Raw genomic sequence first — 21761 nt, forward strand, 5'->3', positions numbered from 1 at the left:
TCATTTATCTTTCCGAAGTAGTCAGAAGATTCTATCTCTGTCCTTGTCACTTGACTCACAACAGATAGGTTACGATTCTAGAAGCGCTTCCATCCCCTCTGTTTCCGATTCTTCTATTGATACCTGTTGAGGTTTTAGAAGAAGATCGAGAAGCATTCCGATAACTGCTGAAATCGATATCAGTATAATTGCGGTTTTAAAACTCCCCGTAGCGCCAATGGTTTTCCCTCCAAGGAAAAGGCCTATTGCACCGCCAAAAGTTCCAAAACCGAACCACCAGCCGACCATTCTACCCACAATGCTCGGCGGATAGTTCATCGCGATGAATCCATTGAGGGACGCGCCCATGAAATTCACCCCCCATCCCACAAGCATCATGCATCCAACCAACAGGAGCAGATTGCCGTATACTGACGGCAGAGCCATTGGAAAGGCAAACAGTGCGGTGAGAATGAACCCAATCAGAACAGCGATCTTTTGGTTCCCTTTGGCAATTTTATCAAAAAATGAACCACCGGCGATGGTTGCAATAATGCCGACAATCGTGCCCGCTAATGCAAGTTTACCTGCCGTCATTGGACCCAATCCGACGCCCATGGGAGACGGCGCCGCCAAATAGGGTGGAATAAGGTTCAGGAAACAATAAAGGTTCCATGTATTGAAAAAAACGACGAGTGCGCCAATCCAGGTCATCGGTAACCGGAAGGCCTTTTTGAAGGTAATTTCCCCGGCTGCAGGCTGCATGGCCTGCATCAGCCCCTGGAGCACTTCCGGTGATGGGGGGCGCCGGGTAATGATGACTGCCATTAGTATAGCGACCCAACCAAGCAAAGAAAGAAGGGCAACAACACCTTGCCAGGAAGACCCTGCAGCCAGAATCATGGGCGAAATCAAACCGCCCAATGCTGAGCCGAGAGGGATACAAGCAATAATAATTCCACCGGCAAGACCATGTTCCTTGGGAGGAAACCACAACACCACCGTCGGTCCGATGATTGCGAAAGCAAATCCGAGCGAGGCCCCTTGAACCAATCGGGCAACCATGACCATGCCATAATTTTGTCCGATCAGCGGCATTAATGTGGCAGGGATTGTGGCGCAGAGCAATCCGAGTACGGTCGCAACCGTGACGCCGAATTTATCGACGACCACACCTCCCCAGATGAGCACAGACGCCGTTGCCAACACAAACCCCATCATCAGATTGGTTGCGACGCCCATTTCCACATTAAGATCTTTGGCGACCTCGCCCAATACTGGTGAGATGGCGATCATATCGATGCATATCGAGATAATTGCCAGACACGCCGACACCAGCATCGCCCAACGATACGATGAATACTGAGCCTTTTCCCCCATCGTCTACTCCTTCCAAGTAACACAAGATTGATTGCCAACAAAAAAAAGTCTCACCTAAAAATGATCACAACATAATGATATTATATTTATTTTAGAAACAACCGACAAATATCAGGCAGGCGTTATTTCCTTGGCTGGCATTTTCCACGCCGTATTCAAATTGATAGCGCAGACGCAGTTCCATGGGAAAGGGCTTGAATGCCATCAGGCGGACTTCAGGACCGATCGCATGTCCGCTGAATTTCTCATCGTCCGCGCCGGTTCCTGAGTCGTCAGTCAATTGCGCATAGGAATATCCGGCAATGCCGGCTGTCAATTGAAAGGTCTCACCGATCGGAATTTTTTTGCCAAGCCCGTATTCCGCAACCATATCGGCACCTGGGGTAATCTCGGTGTCGTCATCCTCGGTATTCTTCAGCCATCGGGTTAACAACGAAAGGGTCCACGTGCGGGCATCGTCAAAGTAGTACGTCGCCCCCAAGCCGCCCATAAAACTCCAATAGCCGGCACCCGGCGATGACGGTTCATCACTTTCCCCAGTGGGTATAATCAGACTGAAGACGATCCCGGCATCCCAGTGGGGGGTATGCCAATTCAGGATCAATGGCTCGATGGTGACATCTCCCAAACCAAAGGTGCTTTCATCGGTACCGGCCGACCGAATTTCGATGTCCGTATTCACCAGGGGAACAATGGCGTCGAAACCATAATCGGCGCCCAGTATTTTTAAATCGGTGACATAGCAGAAACGATGGGCATTGGCATAAACGTTCACATCGAATCCCGCATCGATATCATTGCCCTGATCGTCCTTCAGGTTGTCTGCCGAGTAAAAAAGGTTGTACATGACGTAGTAAAATCCCGGTGGCGGTAGCGTTGCCGCATCAATGGCCTCGACACCGGGCGTGTAGTGACCAAAGCCCATGGCCTGGCCAGCAAGTGCCAAAACAACTGCCAGCGCAATTAGGATAATCCGACCGCTACGGTTTTTATCGCTTTGTTTTTTCACTTCTTTTCCTCCTCATTCAATTGTGTGCTCAGTCGCTTCGCTTTCCAGACGCAATTCAAGTGTGTCAGTTTGTTTTTACCGTTCAAACAGATTCAAAACAGTTGTATTGGCGTAAACGGTAGGCTCAAACCTTTTCTGCATACCGGTTCAAGCATTTGGGTGGGGCTTTTCCTGGCCTACCACATGGCATGCCCACCATCGACGACCAGGGCCTGGCCGGAGGTACTATCCGCCTGGCAGAAATAGGCGACCGACTCACCGATTTCCTCGGATGTTTGCGGTCTTCCCATGGGCATGTGAATTTTGGCCAAGGTTTGAAGGAGTTTGTCCGGATCAACACCAAAGGCCGGTGCATATGCCGGGCTGAGATGATCGGACCACATGGGTGACTCCACGAATCCGGGGCAAACCGCATTGACCGTGATGTTATGCTCACCGAGCTCCTGGCACCACACCTGGGTGAGGCCGAGCAGGCCGTGCTTGGAAGCCGCATAAGCGCTTTGCAGCGGCGCAGGACGTTTGGCGGCGACTGAGGAAATATTGATTATTTTCCCGCTTTTTCTCTCGATCATATGGGGACTGACCGCCTGCGCACAGAGAAATGCTCCTTTCAGGTTGACCGCGATAACGCGGTCGAAATCTTCTTCGGACAACTCCGGCAGCGGTCCCAGGGCGATGATGCCGGCATTGTTGATCAGAACGTCTATCTGACCAAATGCATCGATCACCGTCTGCACCATTTTAAGCGTTGCCGCCTTGGAACATACGTCTACGGCCACCCCCAGTGATTGGCCGTTGTCGGCTTCGATTTGCGCGGCAAAGGCATCGCACTGGACCTGATCCAGATCGGCCACAACAACCTGCATGCCCTTTTGGGCCAGTACGCCGCAAATTCCCCGGCCGATGCTGCCGGTGGCGCCGGTTACGATGGCAACCTTATTTTCTAATTCCATTTTTCTCTGCTCCTCTTCGTTTTTCGCTGATCTTGGGCCAAACGGGCTTTAGCGGAGCTGATACCCACAGGTCCACCCCCCATCCACAACCATGGTGTTGCCGGTAACAAATGATGCCGCATCCGAGCACAACCAGACGATGGATTGGGCAATTTCTTTCGGTGTGGCCACCCGCTGCATGGCGGAAAAGCTGGATAATGCGGCATAAAAGTCATCTCTGGGAACCCCGCCGATTTCAGCCGCTTCATCCATCATGGGCGTTTGCACAAACCCCGGGCAGACAGCGGTAATACGGATCCCCTGGCCAGCGTATTCCATGGCCGCCGTCTTGGTCAGCCCTACCACACCATGCTTGGCCGCTGTATAGCCACCGACCAGACTCAAGCCGGTCAGTCCCATGGCCGAGGCGACGTTGACGATTGTGCCTTTGCCTTTCTTGAGCATCTGCGGAATGGCATATTTCATACACAGCCAGACACCGGTCAGATTGATGCCGATGATGCGGTGCCATTCCTCCTCAGGATAATCGGCAGTCAGGGCGTTCGGTCCGCCAATGCCGGCGTTGTTGACCGCATAGTCGACACCACCAAAACGATCGACGGCAGACTGAACCAGGGCTTGCACATCCTCAGACGCAGAGACATCGGTGGGGACGAAAACAGCCTCTCCACCTTTTTCAGCAATCATCTCAACGGTCTGCCGGCCCTGGTTTTCGAGAACATCGGCAACGACGACATTTGCTCCCCGATCGGCCAGCATCAGGGCGGTGGCACGACCGATGCCGCCGCCGGCGCCGGTAACCATTGCGACTTTATTTTTAAATTCTTCCATTGGGCTCCCCTTATTGTGGTCTGAACCAGGTAACGGGCCGATGGTGACGGGCCACCATGCCGGACTGGCGAAATTTCGGATATCCGATGCACAGGCTGGTTTGAACTTTCCAGGGATCATCGAACCCCAGCTTGGATTTCAGTTCGGGCATGGCATTGAGCGGCACCGCACCGAAATTACTCCAGCATGCGCCAAGCCCCAGGGACTGGGCGGCAAGGTTCATGTTCTGGCCGCAAATACCAATGGATACTTCGGGATCATTTGCTTTGGTGTTGGCCCCCATGAAAATAATGGCCGCACAGCCAAAATAGATGGACAGTTTTTTAAGGGCGATACAACGCACGCCCCGCTGGGTTCGAGGATCGAACACGCCGGTGGGCACCATCCCCACCATATTCATCACCGTATCGTCATTGGTGAAGACCGGATAGGTCTCGGCCCAGAACCCATGACAGGTGGTTTCCAGTTCGGCGATAAATTCAGGATCGGTGACAACGGTGAATTTCCAGGGCTGGTGGTTGCCGCCGCTGGGAGCAAACCGGCCGGCTTCGAGAATGCGTTGCAGCAAGGTCTCAGGCACCGGCTTTTTCTTGAAATTACGGACGCTGCGACGTTCCAGAATCACTCGCTCAGTCGGGTTCCACTCATCCGGCTGACCATTTTCATTCCTGGGGTCGATGGGGGGCGTGGACTCAGGGGTATTCGTGTCAAAAAAGCCGCTCTTGATATCAAACGTCCGTTCAACCGACAGAGCATTGGCCTCGCATGCCACCAGGCAGTTGGAGCAGGACATGCAGGTGTAGTCGGCTTTCATTTGGGGATGTTTCTGCTCATCCATTTCAAGGCAGTCAAACGGACAATTGATGATGCAAAGGCCGCAACTGGTACACTTTTCAGGATCGACGCTGATGACCCCCTGAATAATCCCCGTGGGGCGCAGCATGGGTTTTAACTCTTCAAAAGTTGGTTTGTTATCCATTTCAGTTTCCTCCTTGTTGAACGTCTATTGAAGCAGTATTCAAAAAACGACAGTTACCCCAACGTCGCAACCTGGGATTACCTGCCCCAGCTTCCTTTGGGGGCGATGATTTCCGTGAGCATGCCGAGCATGCTCTTGGGGTGGATGAAGGCCGCTTTAAAGTTTTCCATATCGGTCTGGCCGATCACCTTCAGCCCTTTGGACTTGAAATCACTGATGACGTCGTCGAAATCATTTACCTCAAGAGAAATGTGGTGCAGGCCTTCGCCTTTGTTTTCAATGAAGCTGTCAATCATGCTGCCCGGTGCCAGACTGGCCAAGAGTTCGATACGCACGGTTCCCAGCGAAATCAGGGCCGATTCGAATTGCTGGTCCGCGAACTGGCTTCGCCATAGTACCGTGGCGCCGAAAATGGATTCAAAATGGGCGATGGCAGCGTCCAGATCCCGGGTGGCAAACCCGATGTGGTGAAGATTTTCAATCATTGGTTTTTCTCCCTATCGTGCAAGAATATGAATGCCGGCAACAGCACCATGTTCCAGATTGGTTACCAGCCCCCCCAGCATCTGCGCCAGGCCGACCTTGGCATTGGGTGTTTGCCGTTTGCCTGCCTGGCCCCGCAAATGCATCACCACTTCGCACACGGTGCGCACGCCGGATGCACTCAAGGGATGGCCCAGGGAGAGCAGTCCGCCGCTGGGGTTGACCGGAATCCGGCCGCCGATGGCGGTGGCGCCGGAGCGCAGCAATTCGATTCCCTCACCGGGTTTGCAGAGCATCAGGTCTTCGTAACGCAGGATTTCCTCGTTGGCGAAGGCGTCGTGCATTTCCACCAGATCGATATCCTTGGGATCCACACCGGCCATTTCATAGGCCATCTTGGCGACTTTTACCCCCACCGGGGATGCGCAGATATCTTCCTGGGTATACTTGTAATCGGCAGAGCAAAGCGCCGATGAAAGGACACGGATGGGATGATTGGTGAATTTCCGCGCCACGTCCATGCTGCAGAGAATGGTCGCCGCAGCCCCATCGGTGTTGGGACAGCACATCAACAGGGTGATTGGATCGCAGATCATTTTGGACGCCAGTACCTGTTCAACGGTGAACTCTTTTTTGTACTGGGCTTGTGGGTTGAGGCAACCATTGTGGTGGTTTTTCACCGATACCTGGGCAAAGTCCTCCACAGTAGCGCCTTGTTCCATCTGCCGACAGGCCACCATGGCAAACATGCCCGGCATGGTCAGCCCCAGGTGGCCCTCGAGATCGGTCTTCTCCGGAGGGATCAATTTGCCGGCAATGGGACTGGTGGTCATGGATTCCACGCCAATGGCAATGCCCACATCGTAGCGACCGTCGGCAATCTCCTTCCAGACGCCGCGAAAAGCGGTTGCCCCGCCGGCACAGGCGTTTTCAACGTTGATGATCTCAATGTTGCGTACGCCCACTTCCTTCAAAATTCCCTGGCCGGTGCAGTTTGCATCGTAGGCTCTGGCGCAGTAGGCCACCTCGATGGCCTTGGGGGCGATGCCACAGTCGCGGATCGTGGCCCGAACCGCCTCCGCCCCCAGTGACGCCGCCGATCGCTCGGGGAATTTGCCAAACTCGCTCTGGCCGATACCGATTACCGCAACCTCTCTCATACGACCTCCTTTTGTGATGCAACGGGTATGAATTTATACCCCATGACCCGTTTGCCTTCCTCTTCCCACAGCGTATCGATGGTCAGCTGCATGGGCATACCAACCGTCAAGGGCGCATCCGGTGATACCAGCAGCGGGGCAAACACGCGGATGCCCTCGGGAATGTCGATGAGACCGACCACATAAGGCGGCTTGAAGTGGGTGGATGGCAGACGACCGATGGTATAAGCGTAGAGCGTTCCCTGACGGCTCAACACAATATCTTCCATTTCTTCCGCTAGACAATCGAAGCAGAAATCCGCCTTGGGGAAGAACGTTCGTCCGCAGGCGCTGCAGCGATTGGCCAGCAATCGGCCACCATCCTTTTCATCGAAAAGCCCCTCTCTTACGGGCATAGAATCCATCACGTCATCCTCCTTTTTATCTTTTAATCTGATAGCCGGCCTTTTCGCGATCCCAGGTGGTGTCCGTGACCCCCGATTCCCGCAGCTTGGCTTTTTGAACCTTTTCATTGGATGTCTTGGGCAAGCTTTCCCTGAAATCAACAAACCGCGGTACGGCGAAGTAGGGCATGCGGGATTCGCAGTGTTTTATCAATTCAAGGGGCTCCACTGTTTGGCCCGGTTGGGGTACCACAACGACCATGACCTCATCCTCTGAGACTTCGGATTTGACGGAAATGGCAGCCGATTCGGAAACCTGGGGGTGGCTATTGACCACCTTCTCGATTTCCGCTGAGGATATATTCTCACCACGCCGCCGGATATAGTCTTTAATGCGGTCCTGAAAAAAGAGATACCCGTCTTCGTCCAGATAGCCCGCGTCACCGGTGTGATAGAAATGATTGCGCATCAGCTCAACGGTTTTCTCAGGCATGTTTTGATATTCCATGGCCGTAGCCCAGGGGACGGTTCCGCGGGCCACGATTTCTCCGACGGTACCCGCAGGCACAGGCCAGTCGTCGTCGTCGACAATCTGAATTTCAAAACTGTTGGTCGCTTTTCCACAGGAGCCGATTTTCGGACGGTCCCAGGGGTTGTAGGTGATGATCGCCAGCTCGGTCAGGCCGTATCCTTCCACCACCTTGAGATTGTAACGGTTTTCAAAGTCGTCATAGATTTCAGGTGGCATGGGATAGGCCGCGCAGACCCGGATGGGATTATCCCCATCTTCCGTTGTTCTGGGTTGATTGTAGATGAATTGGGCGATAGCGCCCAGCGAGTTGAACATGGTGGCCTTGTGCTTTTTTACCTGGCTCCAGAAACGGCTGGCGCTGAACCGCTCGTAGATGACCACTTTGGTGCCCAATAGCATAGCTGGATAGATACATAAAATACGCGCGTTGGCGTGAAAGAGCGGCAAAAAGGTAAACAGAATGTCGTCTTCCGTGGCCCGCATCGCCTCGATGTACTCAGCTGCCGACAGGTAGATCATCGAATGGCAGTCCAGTACCCCCTTTGACGGTCCCGTGGTCCCCGACGTATAGATGACCATTTGCGGATCATTGCTGCGGATGTCGATTGCATTCGTTTGCGGGCCGTTATTTAGGAGCTGATCATATTCGATGACCCGGGCGTTAAACTGCGGAAGTGCAGGATAATCGCCGGTTTTAGACCACACGACGACCGTTTCGAGTTGGTCGATTTCTGTCTCGATCGCTTTTAACCGGTCGATCAACTCAACATCGATCACGATGACCTTGCACCGTGAATTGTTTAAAATGTGAGACAAAAAATGGCCTTTGTTGGCCAGGTTGATCGGGACTTCGATGATCCCGGCCTTGGCTGCCCCGAACCACAGGGTGATCGAATCGAGACTGTTGGGGATTAAGCTGGCAATCGAATCTCCTTTGCGCAAACCGATCTGATATAAACCGGCCGCCATTTGGCTGGTAATCTGATTGCACTGGGCATAGGTCATGCTGCTGCCATCCTCGAATTCCAGGAAACAGCGCTCTTCATGCGCCCTGGCTTTATCTTCGAGGATATGACCCAATGTCTGTTCGGGAAATGGATATTGCTTCATTACGTTGGCTCCACTTCTATTGGCGGAAAGTAATTCAAGAGGTTGGCAAACGTTTTGGCCCAATGGTTATGCATGCAGCCGTTTGCCCAGTTTAGACATTTTGTAGAATTGGCGCGGATAGGTCTCGGCGATCTTTTTTCCGCCAACCACGGTCAGGGTGTCGTTGGAGCCGTCGCAGATGAGTGTGGTGCGGGCATCCCTGAACAGTTTCTCGATGATATATTCCCTTGAAATACCGTAGCCGCCGAAGATCTGGATGGCATCGCTGGTAACGTCAAGGGCGGTCTGGGTGGCAAACGTCTTGGCGGCCATGGAGTATTCGATGACGCGCTTTTCCGGGTTCATGGGGTGGGACCAGTTGTAGACGAAGGCTGCCCGGCAAAGCTGCCGGCTGGCTTCGATCTGGCGGAACATTTTGAAGAGTTTGTCCTGGATGTTTTTATGCTCGACCAGGGGCTTGCCGCCCTGGATCCGGTTTCTGGCATACTCCAAGGCTTCGTCGAAGCCGGCCCGGGCCAGGCCGGTTGCCCAGGTGCCGACCATGGCCAAGGTCATGCTCAAATGGGCGGCCAAGGCATCTTCATAGTCTTCCGGACCGACGACCAGGGCGCTCTTGGGGACACGCACGTTATCAAAGAAGATTTCTCCCTGATTTAGTTCACGGGTACCGATTTTATCCAGCGGTTTGCCTTTGGAAACGCCCGGGCGATCCAAATCGAAAAGAAACATACCGCTTCCGGCATGGCCTTTGGATGCGTCGATCTGACACATGAGAAGAATCGTCTTGGCAATGGTTCCACCGGATATCCAGGAGGATTTCTGACCTGAAATGACCCACTCCTCGCCATCCAATGTGGCCCGGCATTGGGAACCGATATTGGGATCGCGAAATTCGGGATACCCGGTGACGAGCGTATCGGAACCATGGTCGGGTTCGGTTATGGCCCAACATCCGATGTAGCTGCCGTCTTTACAATTGCAGTAGGGAAGGGTGAACTGGTTGATGTGCTGCTCACCGCCGCCCATGGCCACAGCGGCATCCAGGCTGGTGTTCAACATCAGGGTCAGTCCAAAACTGCCCCATGCCAATTCCTCCATGACCATCTGAATCTGAATGGGCTTGAGACCCGGGCCGCCGAAATCCTCAGGAAAGGGGAGGATGTGATAATCAAGCTCGTAGGCTTTTTTCATAAAGGTCCACAAGGGGGATGCCGGTGCGATGACTTCTTCCGGCGTCATCGGGTCGAGTTCCATGGCTATGGGGCGCATCACTTCTTTGGCGAATTTGTGGGTTTCTTTCTTGAGGGCTGCGTCCTCTTTCGACAGATTCAAGTCCAGTTCAAAATAACTCATGCTAAGCTCCTCTCTTGACGTGATGATTAATGGTGACGAAAAAATTGCATAAAAGATGGTTTATTAATTTTTTTCATTTAAAGAATTGTATTCAGCAATTCGCATGCCAGCTCCATTTTATACTCATACACTTGATATAATTAGAAAAAATAAATCTTTATTTCTGCTCATGACTGTATTAAGACAATAAAGTGTCGTAATAAAGACATCGCCATGGATGACGATGATATTTTATTTTTATAGCCGTCTGAACTCGTTAGCCAACCGCGGAAGGGGCATATGGACTTTCAATCATTTGAAGCTAAAGGTAAATTCGGGGCTACCACCCGTATTGACGAGGGCCTTGTACAAGAAGCGTTGAAATCCGGAGATCAACAGGGCGCCAGCAAGATTCTGTTCCAGGTGTTGGACCGGCTTTCATCCGCCGAACCCTACCCGGAGTTAGACAACCTCTTTGTCTCCGTCACTTTGGAACTGGCGACCTTATGTTTCGTGCTGGGCCAAAATTTCAATGAGGTGTTTAAATACCTGCGTCTGGCATTGGCGGCCGCTCAGCGCCTGGGCAACCGCCGCTCGGAAGCCTTGATAAAACTCCATATCGGGCGCATTTATTATCTGGGCCAGCGGCGCAAGGATGCCATCAAGGTGTTTGAAGAGGGTAAAAAAATCGTCGACGAACTCGGTGATGAAGATATTCATATGCGCGCTGGAGAGTTTCTTGGATTGTATTACCAGATGCAGGGCTTGTTCCGGGAGGCCATGGCGCATTACCAGCACGCCGTAGAGAGTTTTGAAATCCATCTCGACAACCGCTTGATCAACCCTTCTGCAGCCATGTGGATGAGCTATTGCGAAGCCTATCTGGGCCAGTTTCCTCAAGCTTTTGGACGGCTTGATTATTACCGCCGTATCGCCACGGAACACGGCAACCATGGTTTGGCCACGACCTTGAGAGCCGTGCTGGTCATTATTTTACTGATGATCAGAAAGCTGCGCGATGCCTCGTTCCACGGACCGATTGCCCTCGATCAGGCCATCGAAAGCGGCAATGTCCTGGCCCACTACTTTGCGCTCGGTGCGTGTGGTGAAATCCAGCTCTATGAAGGGCGGCCCCAAAAGGCCCGTGAGATGTGGGCCGAGAGCCTTGCCATTGCCGAGCAGGCCGGGATCATCCGGCAATATGCCAGTCCCAATGTGCTCGAGATGCTTTACGAGTTCCACCGCTTGGGGCTCGATCCCATCCCCCAATTCACCTTTCACGGTGAAGCCGAAAGGGTATTGAGTGAGCCCAACCTGCATTTGCGGGGCGTTGCCTTGCGCCTCAGAGCCATGGACAAAAGCCTCACCGGAGTGGACCTTTCAGGCATCGAAAAAGACCTTGAAACCAGTGCAGACTATCTGATCCAATGCGGTGATCCCATTCAGCTTGGAAAAACCTGGCTTGAGCTGTCACGCCTGAGACTCAGACAAAATGATCTATCCCAGGCGCGGGCCATGGCCCGTAAGGCATGGGAGAATTTCTACGGGTATGGCGATGTTTTTTATCCGGATGATCTCAGGCATCTTCTGGAAAGCAATGCGCATCTGCTTTTCACGACCTCACGGGATGAATTTCCCAACCGGTTCATGGAAATTCTTGAAGACCTGTTGCCGACCTATGACACCAGCCAGTTAATCACCCGATTCATCACGGCCACCAACAAGTTCTTCGGTGCCGAGCGTGGTGGTCTTTTTTGGTTTGGCAAAAAAAATAGGCGTGAGGCCCCTGTACTGCGTGCGGCATGCAATCTTACGCAGCAAGAAACCTTATCCGGGACTTTTCGAGCCAATTTTACCTATATATTTAAATCGTATCGGGAAAATAAACCGGTTGTCAGCAGACTTGCCGACAGCGGCCAGGATGGGGTTAAGGCCCTTTTGTGTTTTCCGTTGGAACTCGATGGAGAGATTCGGGGGGTGCTTTATCATGACAACTCATATCTTGAAGATTGTTTCGATTTTCTAAATGGTGACAAGCTGAACCCCATCAGCAGCTATTTAAGCAATTTTATCACCCGGGTCTGGCGGATCAAACGCAAACTGGAGGAGACCACGGCTTCCGAGTCAGGGAGTATTATCCATGTGGAATCCTCCGATGCCCCAAGAATCGTTTCCCAAAGCAAAATCATGGAAAGCGTATTATCTCAGGCAGACCGCATCGCCAAGTTTGACAGCACGGTGCTTTTGCTGGGAGAAACCGGGGTCGGAAAAGAACTGATGGCCCAGCGTATCCACAGGATGAGTGCGCGGCAAGACGCACCGCTGGTTGTCGTGGATATGACCACGATTCCGGATACCTTGGTTGAAAGCGAGCTTTTCGGCCACGAAAAAGGATCGTTTACCGGGGCGGATCGTCAGAAAAAAGGGCGCCTTGAAATGGCCCATAAGGGCACCCTGTTTATCGATGAGCTGGGGGAGATATCAAAAAACATCCAGGTTAAGCTGCTCAGGGCAATACAGGAAAAAACATTTGTCCGGGTGGGGGGAACCCGGCCCATTACCGCCGACTTCCGGTTGATCGCGGCTACCAACCGCGATCTTTCCCATGAAGTCAAGCTGGGCAACTTCAGAGAGGACCTTTACTATCGGCTCAGCACATTTCCGCTCATCATTCCGCCGCTTCGTGAGCGTGCGGAGGACATCGTTCTGCTGGCGCGCCATTTTTTGAAGCGTTTTTCAGCTAAATACGGCTGTCTTGAACACGAATTGTCCGATGCGCATGAAACCATGCTGCGCAACTATTCCTGGCCCGGAAACATCCGGGAACTGATCAACATCATGGAGCGGGCGGTGATTTTATCCACCGGGCAGAAGATGGAACTTAACATCCCCGGAGAAAATCGTGAGACCTCAATATCCCTGACGGCAGACACGCCCACCCTTGATGAGTTGCAGCGTCGTTACATTCAGCATATCATCGAAAAAGCCGGCGGCAAGATCAGCGGGCCCGGCGGGGCGGCGGAAATACTAGGTATGCGACGCACAAGCCTATACAGCCGCATGAAAAAGCTTGGCCTTCGGTGATGGTGCAATAATGGCGCAGGCAAATTTCACGTCAGACACTTGACATCATTTTTTTAATGAATACTTCTATCTTGTGTATAACAGACAAGTCTCTACTGGCGTTGGCTGAATCGGTATTGATGAAACAGTGTCAGTATGCATTGTTAAGTAGCGTTGCATCCGAAATGGGCCACCACAAGAGGAAAATGCGTCAGCGAATTGCCTCTTTATAAATATTTCTTACTATAACGTATTCTTACCAGTAACCCGTAACTACTCAATCGACAATTCGTGGTGTGTTGATTTTACAACGGACACCCTTACCGGGGCGATAGGCACTTTATACTCTCGCTACGGCAGATTCCCTTTTGTCCAACATATCTGTAAGCATATCACGGAAATCGCATCTTCAAAACGCTTTTGCCTGCGCCCTTAACTTGACATGATGAAAGGACTGCGAATATGGCGATATTTGAATTCGGAAAAAATCATAGTCGGTTAAAACGTCCACAGTTTACCCTGAATATCAACAGAGCAACTAATGATCGAACGTTTCAGATCACTTGGCTCTTATCGATCTTCCTTTTTTGCAACCCCGCCATGCTCATCGCCGCCGATCAATCTCCCATCAAAGAGATGTCCGACACAGTCGAGGCGTTATGCCCCAAACTGGCCGCGTTGAATACAGCCGGCCAATTATCCGCTGCACAACAGGATGTTTTTTTACGTTGCCGAGAAGTAAAAATTCAACCTGGAGAAGATTTTACTGATTTGACCGATGCCGATCTGGATGCGCTCGACAATATGACATCTACGCAAACCTCATCCATGAACCGGGTAACGGTTGAATTTGCCGGGCCGCAGGTAGCCACCGTAACCGGCCGAATGCAGGCCTTGAGAGCCGGAAACGTGGGCGGATTGGCCATGCAGATGAACGCCCAGCCGGTGGAACCGGTATACTATGCCGGGCCGATCACTGATTCGTCTTCATCCGCCAGCAGCAGTATATGGAACCACGGCCGTTTGGGGATGTTCGTCAACGGGTCATTTGGGACCGGCAATCGGGACCAGACGGAGTATGAGCCGGGCTTTGATTACGACGCTTACAGCGTCACCGCTGGTGTTGATTATCGATTCACCAACAATCTGGTGGTGGGTACGGCATTGGGTTACGCCTTTTCCGAAGCAGATATTGACAATGATGGAGGAAGTGTTGAATCGGATGGGTATGGCGCGTCCTTGTATGCGACCTACTATATCAGTGAGTTTTATATCGATTTGATCGGAGTTTACGGTAAAAAAGACTATTCCACCGTTCGCAATGTCAATTATTCCATCGTCGAATTCGGTGGCGGCGGCACCACGGTGGTAGACCAGTCTTTTAATGGTGATCCGGATGCCGAGGAATATGGATTTTCCGCCGGCCTCGGTTACAGCTTTTTCAAGTGGGGATTCACCCTTCAGCCTTATGGTCAACTGAGCTATCTGGATACGGAAATTGACGGCTATTCCGAAAGCCTTGACCAAGCCAATACCGATGCTGGATTCGGCCTGGCGCTGGCATTCGATGAGCAAGATATCACCTCATTGACCAGTGCGTTGGGGGCGCGACTGGCATACACGGTGAACACGTCGCTGGGGGTGATTGTCCCTCACATCAGTTTTGACTGGCAGCATGAGTATGAAAACGACAGTCGTAATATAACGGCTCGCTTTGTCAATGGGATCGATGACGTCGACAATTTGATTGTGATTCCCACCGATGATCCGGATCGGGATTATTACCGATTGGGGGCAGGGTGCTCGGCCGTGCTGCCCCATGGTGTGTCGGCCTTTGCCAGTTATGAAACGCTTATTGGTCTTGCGGATATCAGCTCTCATCTGGTGACCATTGGCATGCGTTACGAATTTTGAGTCTTTTTCAGCGGGAGAATGCGCATGGTTACAAAATCAATCGGTCAAATTGCTATAAGGCTCACAATGCCGGCCATTGCCGTGGCCTGCTTTAGCATTTTGCTGGGCTGTCAAACTTCGGGTTCCGTTGGTGACGCGGCAAATACTGAATATCCCCAAGTTCTCGCGGTCGACGCCGACGATGTAGCGGTGGTGGACTGCCTGTTGCCAGGGCAGGTCAGGAAACTTGGCACCATGACCTATCTGACGCCAAGGCGACCGTTGCGGACTACGGCGCTGGAGTGTGAAATCAGGGGCGGGGAGTATGTGGCCTTTGATCGTTCCGATCTTGCCACATCCCTGGCGGTATGGCTGCCCGAGGCCAAATCAGGCAGCCCTGAGGCCCAGACCTATGTGGGTGAAATTTATCAACGGGGCATGGGATCGGTGCCTGATTTCAAACAAGCCGCCAAGTGGTTTGAAAAAGCGGCGGAGCAAGGGTATTCCCGGGCCCAGATGAGTCTCGGGTATCTGTATGAAAAAGGGTTGGGCGTGCCGCAGGATCGGCTGACCGCCCTGAACTGGTACCGCCAGGCGACCGGTCTGGATGACTCGCTGAAAGTGGATACGGTATCGACTGATATCGAAGACAGCACCGAACTGAAGCGGTTGAAAGAAGAAGTCGAGCGACAGAAAGAACAAACCCAAAAGCTCAAGCAAAAACTGGCGTATACCCAAAACAATTTAGAGAATACCAGGAAAGCCCTGGACCAGCAGTCTGCCACGATCGATCAGGATCAATTGCGCCTGGAGGAAATGAGAAAGAAACTGGCCGCGGCCAGAAATGATGCAGATAAAAAGAACAGCCAGGAAACCGTCCAGTTGGAAACCCTGCTGGGTCGGCGGGAGGCTGAACTCGCAGAACGCCAAAAAGAAATCGAGCGATTGGAACAAACGCTTTCTGCTCAACAAAATGAAGTCTTGACCTACCAAAAGACCGTTGCCAGGTACCAACAGCAAATTGAAAACCTGCCATCTCCGATCGTTGAGATCTACGATCCCATCATCGTCGCTACCCGGGGTGTTGAGATTCGCAAGGTCCCGGCTGATCCTCAGTCAGATAAACAGCGTCTGACCGGCCGGGTCTGGGCACCGGCAGGGTTGCGCAGCCTTAAAGTCGGTGAGACAATTCAAACCGCTGCTGAGGATGGCTCGTTTTCGGTATGGGTGCCATTGAAAGAACGCACCCATCGAACGGTTGAAATCGTTGCCGTGGACAACAACGGGAAGGAAGGTCGGCTATCGCTTGAACTGGTAACCAGAAGTAATCAGGTCGTGGCCGCCCCCAGAAAAAGGGAAGTGGAAAAACTTGATCTGGGCAAGTTTTATGCGCTGATCATCGGCAACAATGACTATCAGCATCTTCCTAAACTAAAAACCGCGGTCTACGATGCCCGCAGCATCGCTGATATCCTGAAAACGCGCTATGGTTTTGAAACGGTGCTGCTGCTCAATGCCGGTCGTACTGAAATCTTGCTGGCGCTGGATAAGTTTCGAAAGCAGCTTACGGAAAAAGACAATTTTATGATCTATTACGCCGGCCATGGAGAACTCGATCAGAAGAACAGCCGGGGGTACTGGCTTCCCGTTGATGCGGCCACGGACAGCAGTATTCAATGGATTCGCACCGACCAGATCACGGATACCCTGAATCTGATGTCACCCCTGCGATCGCTTGTGATTGCCGACACCTGTTATTCAGGCATCATGACCCGGTCGGCCATTACCCGGCTGGAATCCGGTGCGTCCAAAAATCTCAGACTCAACCTGATAAAGATTTTGGCCAAGAAACGCGCTCGCGTGGTGCTGAGCTCCGGAGGTCTCAAACCGGTGCTCGACATCGGCAGCCAGGGCCATTCGGTCTATGCCAGTTCTCTGATTAAAGCCCTGTCGGCCAACAACGATATTCTAAAGGCCCAGGAACTTCATGATGAAGTGACCAAACACGTGGCTTTTATTTCCGAGCAGCTGGGACTGCTACAGGTGCCCCAGTATGGCGGTCTGATTCATTCCGGCCATGAAATGGGCGATTTCATTTTTGTTCCCCGAACACTGTCTGCCGTCATTCGCCATGACTCAGAGCCTGTTTGAGAAAATCAAGAGACCTCAACCTTCCTTACGGCAGACACGCCCACCCTTTATGAGTTGCAACGTCGTTACATTCGGCATATCATTGAAAAATCCGGCGGCAAGATCAGCGGGCCTGGAGGGGCGGCGGAAATACTCGGTATGCAGCGTACCAGCCTTTACAGCCGCATGAAAAAGCTTGGTCTTCGGTGACAGTCTGTTGGTTGTGATTTTTAGTGAATTTTGTGATCATGGAAAATAGCAGAAGGGAAAAAGCGCCCATGTCGACAGAAAATCATGTTTTTATGGAAACATATCATGCCTTGCCTTTTCTTGAAAAAAAGATTCTACAGATTCTTTGCATCGCCTATGACAAATTGAATCAGACCCAGTTACGCGCCTGTCTTGTCGCCTTAGACATCAAGACCGAAGACGGTCAACGCTTTGATTCCGGAACAAGAAACGCCATGTCAAAGCTGCTTCGCAGTACGCTGGATGTTCTTCTGGGAACGGATATATTACATGGAAAAAGCCGCAGTGTCCTTGTACTCAACCGAGATTACATTGAAATCTTGACAAGGCACCTCGTTGCAGAAAAGACATTCACCCCCCTGGCCGAGACCCTTCAGCACACACTGAATTTGACTGAAGAGGGATTGGCACAGGTACAGTCGCTGTCCATGGTTCAAGTGGTGGCTGGAATGCGGATTCTTTTTTATCAGGAAAAGGTGGACCAAGCCACTGCGCTTTACCGAAAATTCAAAAACCGTGTTGTTAAAGACAAAGAGCCGCTTCCCATCGTGTGGGAAGAAATCTGCTGTCGCCCCTTTGATCCGGACTGGTTTCGATTGTTGCCGAAGGATATCCATACAAGCCTTCTGGAAGAGCCTTATCTTAATAAAATAGCACGTTGGCAGCAGGACGATTCCCATGCCGATTACCTGGAATCCCTTGTCATGGAGGGGGGTGAAAAATGTGAATCAGACCTTGAGGCAGCGGTATTGGAAAAATGGATGCTCACCGGTCAACAAAAGCGTCTGGATACCTGGCTTAAAAAATATGGAAAGAAAAGCGAGCACCTTGAGAACAGTCTGTGTCTACAGGGATGGATGGCATTTTGTAATGGGGTGACTGCAAAATCCATCGCATTGTATGAAAAAGCACTGGATCTTCTGAACAAAAGAACAAAAAGAAAAAAGAACGTCTTTCTCAGCCGGTTCATGGGTTTTTTTTATATCCTGGCCCTGATTAAAGAGGGCAGTGATGAGACCTTTTCCCGAGCAAGAGCGTGTCTGGCAATGGGAATGAATCGAGAATACGGCTTTGCAAAAATATGTGATTTATTGGAGGGGCTAATGGATTATTTGCAAGGTAACTCCAGGGGGGCGGATCGTATTCTTGGTCACTACGTTTGGATTAGCGCATGGCATCATTCCTCAGATCTGACCCCCAATTTTTTCACCTTGTTTGCTTACTACTGGGTGGACAGGGAAGAAGCAAAAAGAAATCTTGAACATATAAAACAACTTCATAAACTTGCAGCAGATAATCAATACGTCTGGTTTGCCAAAGAACTTGAGGGCCTGATCCAACGTTTGTCAACGTCCAGGGCCAAAACCGGATCTAAAACCGGAAAAAACAAGCACCCGTCTTGTCTGGTCGGACTTACCCGTGAGAGTAATGTCTGGGAGCACACACTGAATGCGCTGCTCGCCTTGAACAAAAAAACATCCCCTGGAAAGCAACGTGCGAAAGAGCAGGGAAAAGATTACGATCAACGCCTGGTCTGGTTCCTTGATTACGTGGATAACGGAAAGTGCAACATCAGCCCCAGGGAGCAAAAGCGAAATGCCAAAGGCGTTTGGACAAAAGGGCGTCCGATTGCCTTGAAACGGTTATGCGATGAGAGAAGAAAATTTCCCTACCTGACGGAGCAGGATAGAAAAATTTGTGGGCATATCTATGCCAATAGCTACAAAGATGGGTGGTACACCAAGGTGGAATATATTTTCGATGACGCCTATATGCCCGACCTCGTTGGCCATCCCTTACTGTTTTCAAGTGATGGAACCACCCGTATGGAGTTGGTGCATGGCAAGCCTGAACTTAGGATTTCAACAAAGGGCAAAGCGCAGTTTACCCTTGTTTTGTCTCCCAGGCCCCGGCGTCATTTCAAGGCGGACCATGTGGTGGTACAGGATACTTCAACGCGTATCAAGTTGGTGCAGCTGGACGCAAAATATCAGGCTATTGCTGATATTTTGGGAAAAGAGGCCACATTTCCGGCATCTGCGAAGGATAAAATTGTACAGGTGATGGATGCGCTGGCAGGGGACATCACCATTCATTCGGATATCGAAGGGGGAAGTGGGGGTGAACGTGTTTCAGAGGTGGAAGCCGATTCAACCCTCCATATTCAGCTCTCTCCCCTGGGAGATGGGCTGAAACTCTCCATGGTTACGCGTCCTCTGGGTGAAGCGGGGCCCGCTTATCCCCCCGGCGGCAAAGGGGAAAATGTCCTCGCCAGGGTGAATGGCGTCCAGATGAAAACCACAAGAGATCTTGAAGCCGAAAACGTGTTGGCGGCCCGGTTGATGAGCGGCTGTCCAACCCTCGCCGCTGCCGAAGAGAATCAGGGAGAATGGCATTTTCCAGATGTGGCGGAATCCCTGGAGTTGATCCAGGAATTGGGGGTTCAAGTAGAAAAAGAAGGGGTTGTGCTTGAGTGGCCCGAGGGCAAACCCTTTGAGTTGGTTGGAAACATCTCCTTTGACAACTGCCGACTCAACATCAACGGCGGAGAAGATTGGTTTGCCATGACCGGACAGGTGGTGGTGGATGATCGTCTCACCTTGGAGATGGGGATGCTTTTGGGATATCTTCAAAAAAGCAGCACTCGATTCTTGGAGATCAAGCCGGGTCAATTCGTCGAATTAACCGAAGCCTTTCGGAAGAGACTTCAGGCCCTTGACAGATACTCCGTTAGAGATGGGAATGGGGTAAAGTTTCACCCCTTGGCTGCTTTGGCCCTGGAGGGATTTTTCCAGGAAGTCGGCTCAGTACGTTCCAACAATGAATGGAAAGCCCACATTGCCAAGCTTCAAACGCAGACCGATCCACTGCTGGCGGCCCCATCCACCCTTAATGCCGAGCTGCGCGATTACCAGCTGGAGGGGATCAATTGGATGAACTGTCTGTCGGACTGGGGCGTGGGGGCTTGCCTGGCCGATGACATGGGAATTGGTAAAACTATGCAGACTCTGGCCATGCTCATCAAGTATGCCCCGAAAGGCCCGTCACTGGTGATTGCCCCCACTTCGGTTTGTGCAAACTGGATTGCCGAAGCCAATCGCTTTGCCCCGAGTCTGAACCTTATTTTATTTGGCGGAAGCAAACGGAAAAAAATTCTGGAAGATGCCGGAAATTTTGATGTGCTGATCTGCAGTTACGGTCTGATGCAGCAAAAAAAGGTGGCTGCCATGTTGTCGGCGATCTCCTGGCAGATGGTGGTGTTGGATGAAGCCCAGGCAATAAAAAATTTCGCCACCCAGAGATCCCGATCCGTCATGAAGCTGACGGCTGCATTCAAGGTGGTTCTAACCGGAACACCCATTGAAAATCACTTGGGTGAGCTGTGGAATCTTTTTCAGTTTATCAATCCCGGACTTCTCGGATCCCTGGAGCAGTTCTACGAGACCTTTACCGTCCCCATTGAAAAAGAGGGGGATGCCCTAGCAAAAAAGGATCTCAAGCGGCTGATCCAGCCGTTTATCCTACGCCGCACCAAAGCCCAGGTCTTGGAAGAGCTGCCCTCCCGCACGGAGATTTTGCTGGATATCGATTTAAGCAAAGAGGAGATGGCGTTTTACGAGGCCTTGCGTCAACAAGCGTTGGAGCGCCTCTCCAATGATGATGAGAGCCATGGCGGCCAAAGGCATATCAAAATACTGGCCGAGATCACAAAATTGCGCCAGGCGTGTTGTCACAGTGAACTCGTCAACAAAGAGATCTCCATTGCCAGCAGTAAACTAGCGGTCTTTTCTGAAATATTGGGGGAACTGATCACCAATGGACACAAAGCGCTTGTCTTCAGCCAGTTTGTGGGATATCTCTTTATTGTTCGTAACTATCTGGATGAATCTAACATCAAATACCAGTACCTGGACGGCAGTACGCCGGCTGCCCAGCGACAAAAGGCGATCCACGGCTTTCAATCCGGAAAGGGGGATGTGTTTCTAATCAGTCTTAAAGCCGGGGGGGTGGGGTTGAACCTGACCGCAGCGGATTATGTGATTCACATGGACCCCTGGTGGAACCCGGCGGTGGAGGATCAGGCATCGGATCGTGCCCATCGGATTGGTCAGCAACGGCCGGTGACCATTTATCGCCTGATTACCAAGGGAACGGTGGAAGAGAAAATTGTACAGATGCATCGCCGGAAACGAAAACTTGCGGATAGTCTACTCACGGGGAGCGATTTAAGTGGGAAAATGTCTGCCGAAGAACTTCTGGCTTTAATCCAAAGGTAAAGGCGTGCTCAACACATC

General features: G+C 51.7%; 15 protein-coding genes. 5 read left to right on the forward strand and 10 right to left on the reverse strand.

Annotated elements, in window-relative coordinates:
* Positions 1-69: 69 nt before the first annotated feature.
* From Dvar_RS14170 to Dvar_RS14215, 10 genes are all read right to left on the reverse strand, one after another.
* On the reverse strand, positions 70-1359 hold the full coding sequence (locus Dvar_RS14170) for an MFS transporter (protein ID WP_419662350.1): 1290 nt from the start codon (positions 1357-1359) through the stop codon (positions 70-72).
* A gap of 91 nt (positions 1360-1450) precedes the next feature.
* A complete protein-coding gene (locus Dvar_RS14175; RefSeq protein WP_419662351.1) occupies positions 1451-2368 on the reverse strand; it encodes a SphA family protein in 918 nt (305 codons plus the stop codon).
* Between the two features lie 176 nt (positions 2369-2544).
* Positions 2545-3321 (reverse strand): SDR family NAD(P)-dependent oxidoreductase, encoded by a 777-nt coding sequence (locus Dvar_RS14180; protein WP_419662352.1) that lies wholly within the window; start codon positions 3319-3321, stop codon positions 2545-2547.
* Positions 3322-3369: 48 nt separating this feature from the next.
* Positions 3370-4152 carry an SDR family NAD(P)-dependent oxidoreductase gene (locus Dvar_RS14185; protein ID WP_419662353.1) on the reverse strand — a complete coding sequence of 261 codons (783 nt, stop codon included), beginning with the start codon at positions 4150-4152 and terminating at the stop codon, positions 3370-3372.
* A 10-nt stretch (positions 4153-4162) separates the two neighbouring features.
* On the reverse strand, positions 4163-5131 hold the full coding sequence (locus Dvar_RS14190; protein WP_419662354.1) for a nitroreductase family protein: 969 nt from the start codon (positions 5129-5131) through the stop codon (positions 4163-4165).
* A gap of 77 nt (positions 5132-5208) precedes the next feature.
* Complete coding sequence (locus Dvar_RS14195) at positions 5209-5616, reverse strand: VOC family protein (RefSeq protein WP_419662355.1); 408 nt, start codon at positions 5614-5616, stop codon at positions 5209-5211.
* Between the two features lie 12 nt (positions 5617-5628).
* Positions 5629-6774 carry a thiolase family protein gene (locus tag Dvar_RS14200; RefSeq protein ID WP_419662356.1) on the reverse strand — a complete coding sequence of 382 codons (1146 nt, stop codon included), beginning with the start codon at positions 6772-6774 and terminating at the stop codon, positions 5629-5631.
* Positions 6771-7178, reverse strand: a complete 408-nt coding sequence (locus Dvar_RS14205; protein WP_419662357.1) for a Zn-ribbon domain-containing OB-fold protein — start codon at positions 7176-7178, stop codon at positions 6771-6773. The genes Dvar_RS14200 and Dvar_RS14205 overlap by 4 nt, the downstream gene beginning before the upstream one ends.
* Positions 7179-7194: 16 nt before the next feature.
* A complete protein-coding gene (locus Dvar_RS14210; RefSeq protein WP_419662358.1) occupies positions 7195-8799 on the reverse strand; it encodes an ATP-dependent acyl-CoA ligase in 1605 nt (534 codons plus the stop codon).
* 66 nt (positions 8800-8865) lie between these two features.
* Positions 8866-10152, reverse strand: a complete 1287-nt coding sequence (locus Dvar_RS14215; protein ID WP_419662359.1) for an acyl-CoA dehydrogenase family protein — start codon at positions 10150-10152, stop codon at positions 8866-8868.
* Between the two features lie 279 nt (positions 10153-10431).
* Here Dvar_RS14215 and Dvar_RS14220 point away from each other — a divergent pair, with 279 nt between their 5' ends.
* The 5 genes from Dvar_RS14220 (at position 10432) to Dvar_RS14240 (ending at position 21743) form a co-directional block, all read left to right on the forward strand.
* Positions 10432-13215, forward strand: coding sequence for a sigma 54-interacting transcriptional regulator (locus Dvar_RS14220; RefSeq protein ID WP_419662360.1), 2784 nt, complete (start codon positions 10432-10434; stop codon positions 13213-13215).
* Between the two features lie 579 nt (positions 13216-13794).
* Complete coding sequence (locus Dvar_RS14225; RefSeq protein WP_419662361.1) at positions 13795-15108, forward strand: autotransporter outer membrane beta-barrel domain-containing protein; 1314 nt, start codon at positions 13795-13797, stop codon at positions 15106-15108.
* Positions 15109-15132: 24 nt separating this feature from the next.
* The gene (locus Dvar_RS14230; protein WP_419662362.1) at positions 15133-17238 is read left to right on the forward strand and encodes a caspase family protein; all 2106 of its coding nucleotides are present in this window, start codon (positions 15133-15135) and stop codon (positions 17236-17238) included.
* A 54-nt stretch (positions 17239-17292) separates the two neighbouring features.
* Positions 17293-17427, forward strand: a complete 135-nt coding sequence (locus tag Dvar_RS14235; RefSeq protein WP_419662363.1) for a helix-turn-helix domain-containing protein — start codon at positions 17293-17295, stop codon at positions 17425-17427.
* Positions 17428-17495: 68 nt separating this feature from the next.
* Complete coding sequence (locus Dvar_RS14240; protein ID WP_419662364.1) at positions 17496-21743, forward strand: DEAD/DEAH box helicase; 4248 nt, start codon at positions 17496-17498, stop codon at positions 21741-21743.
* The last annotated feature ends 18 nt before the right edge of the window (positions 21744-21761 follow it).

This window comes from Desulfosarcina variabilis str. Montpellier (assembly GCF_048565275.1).
In the GTDB taxonomy this organism is placed as follows: Bacteria; Desulfobacterota; Desulfobacteria; order Desulfobacterales; family Desulfosarcinaceae; genus Desulfosarcina; species Desulfosarcina variabilis.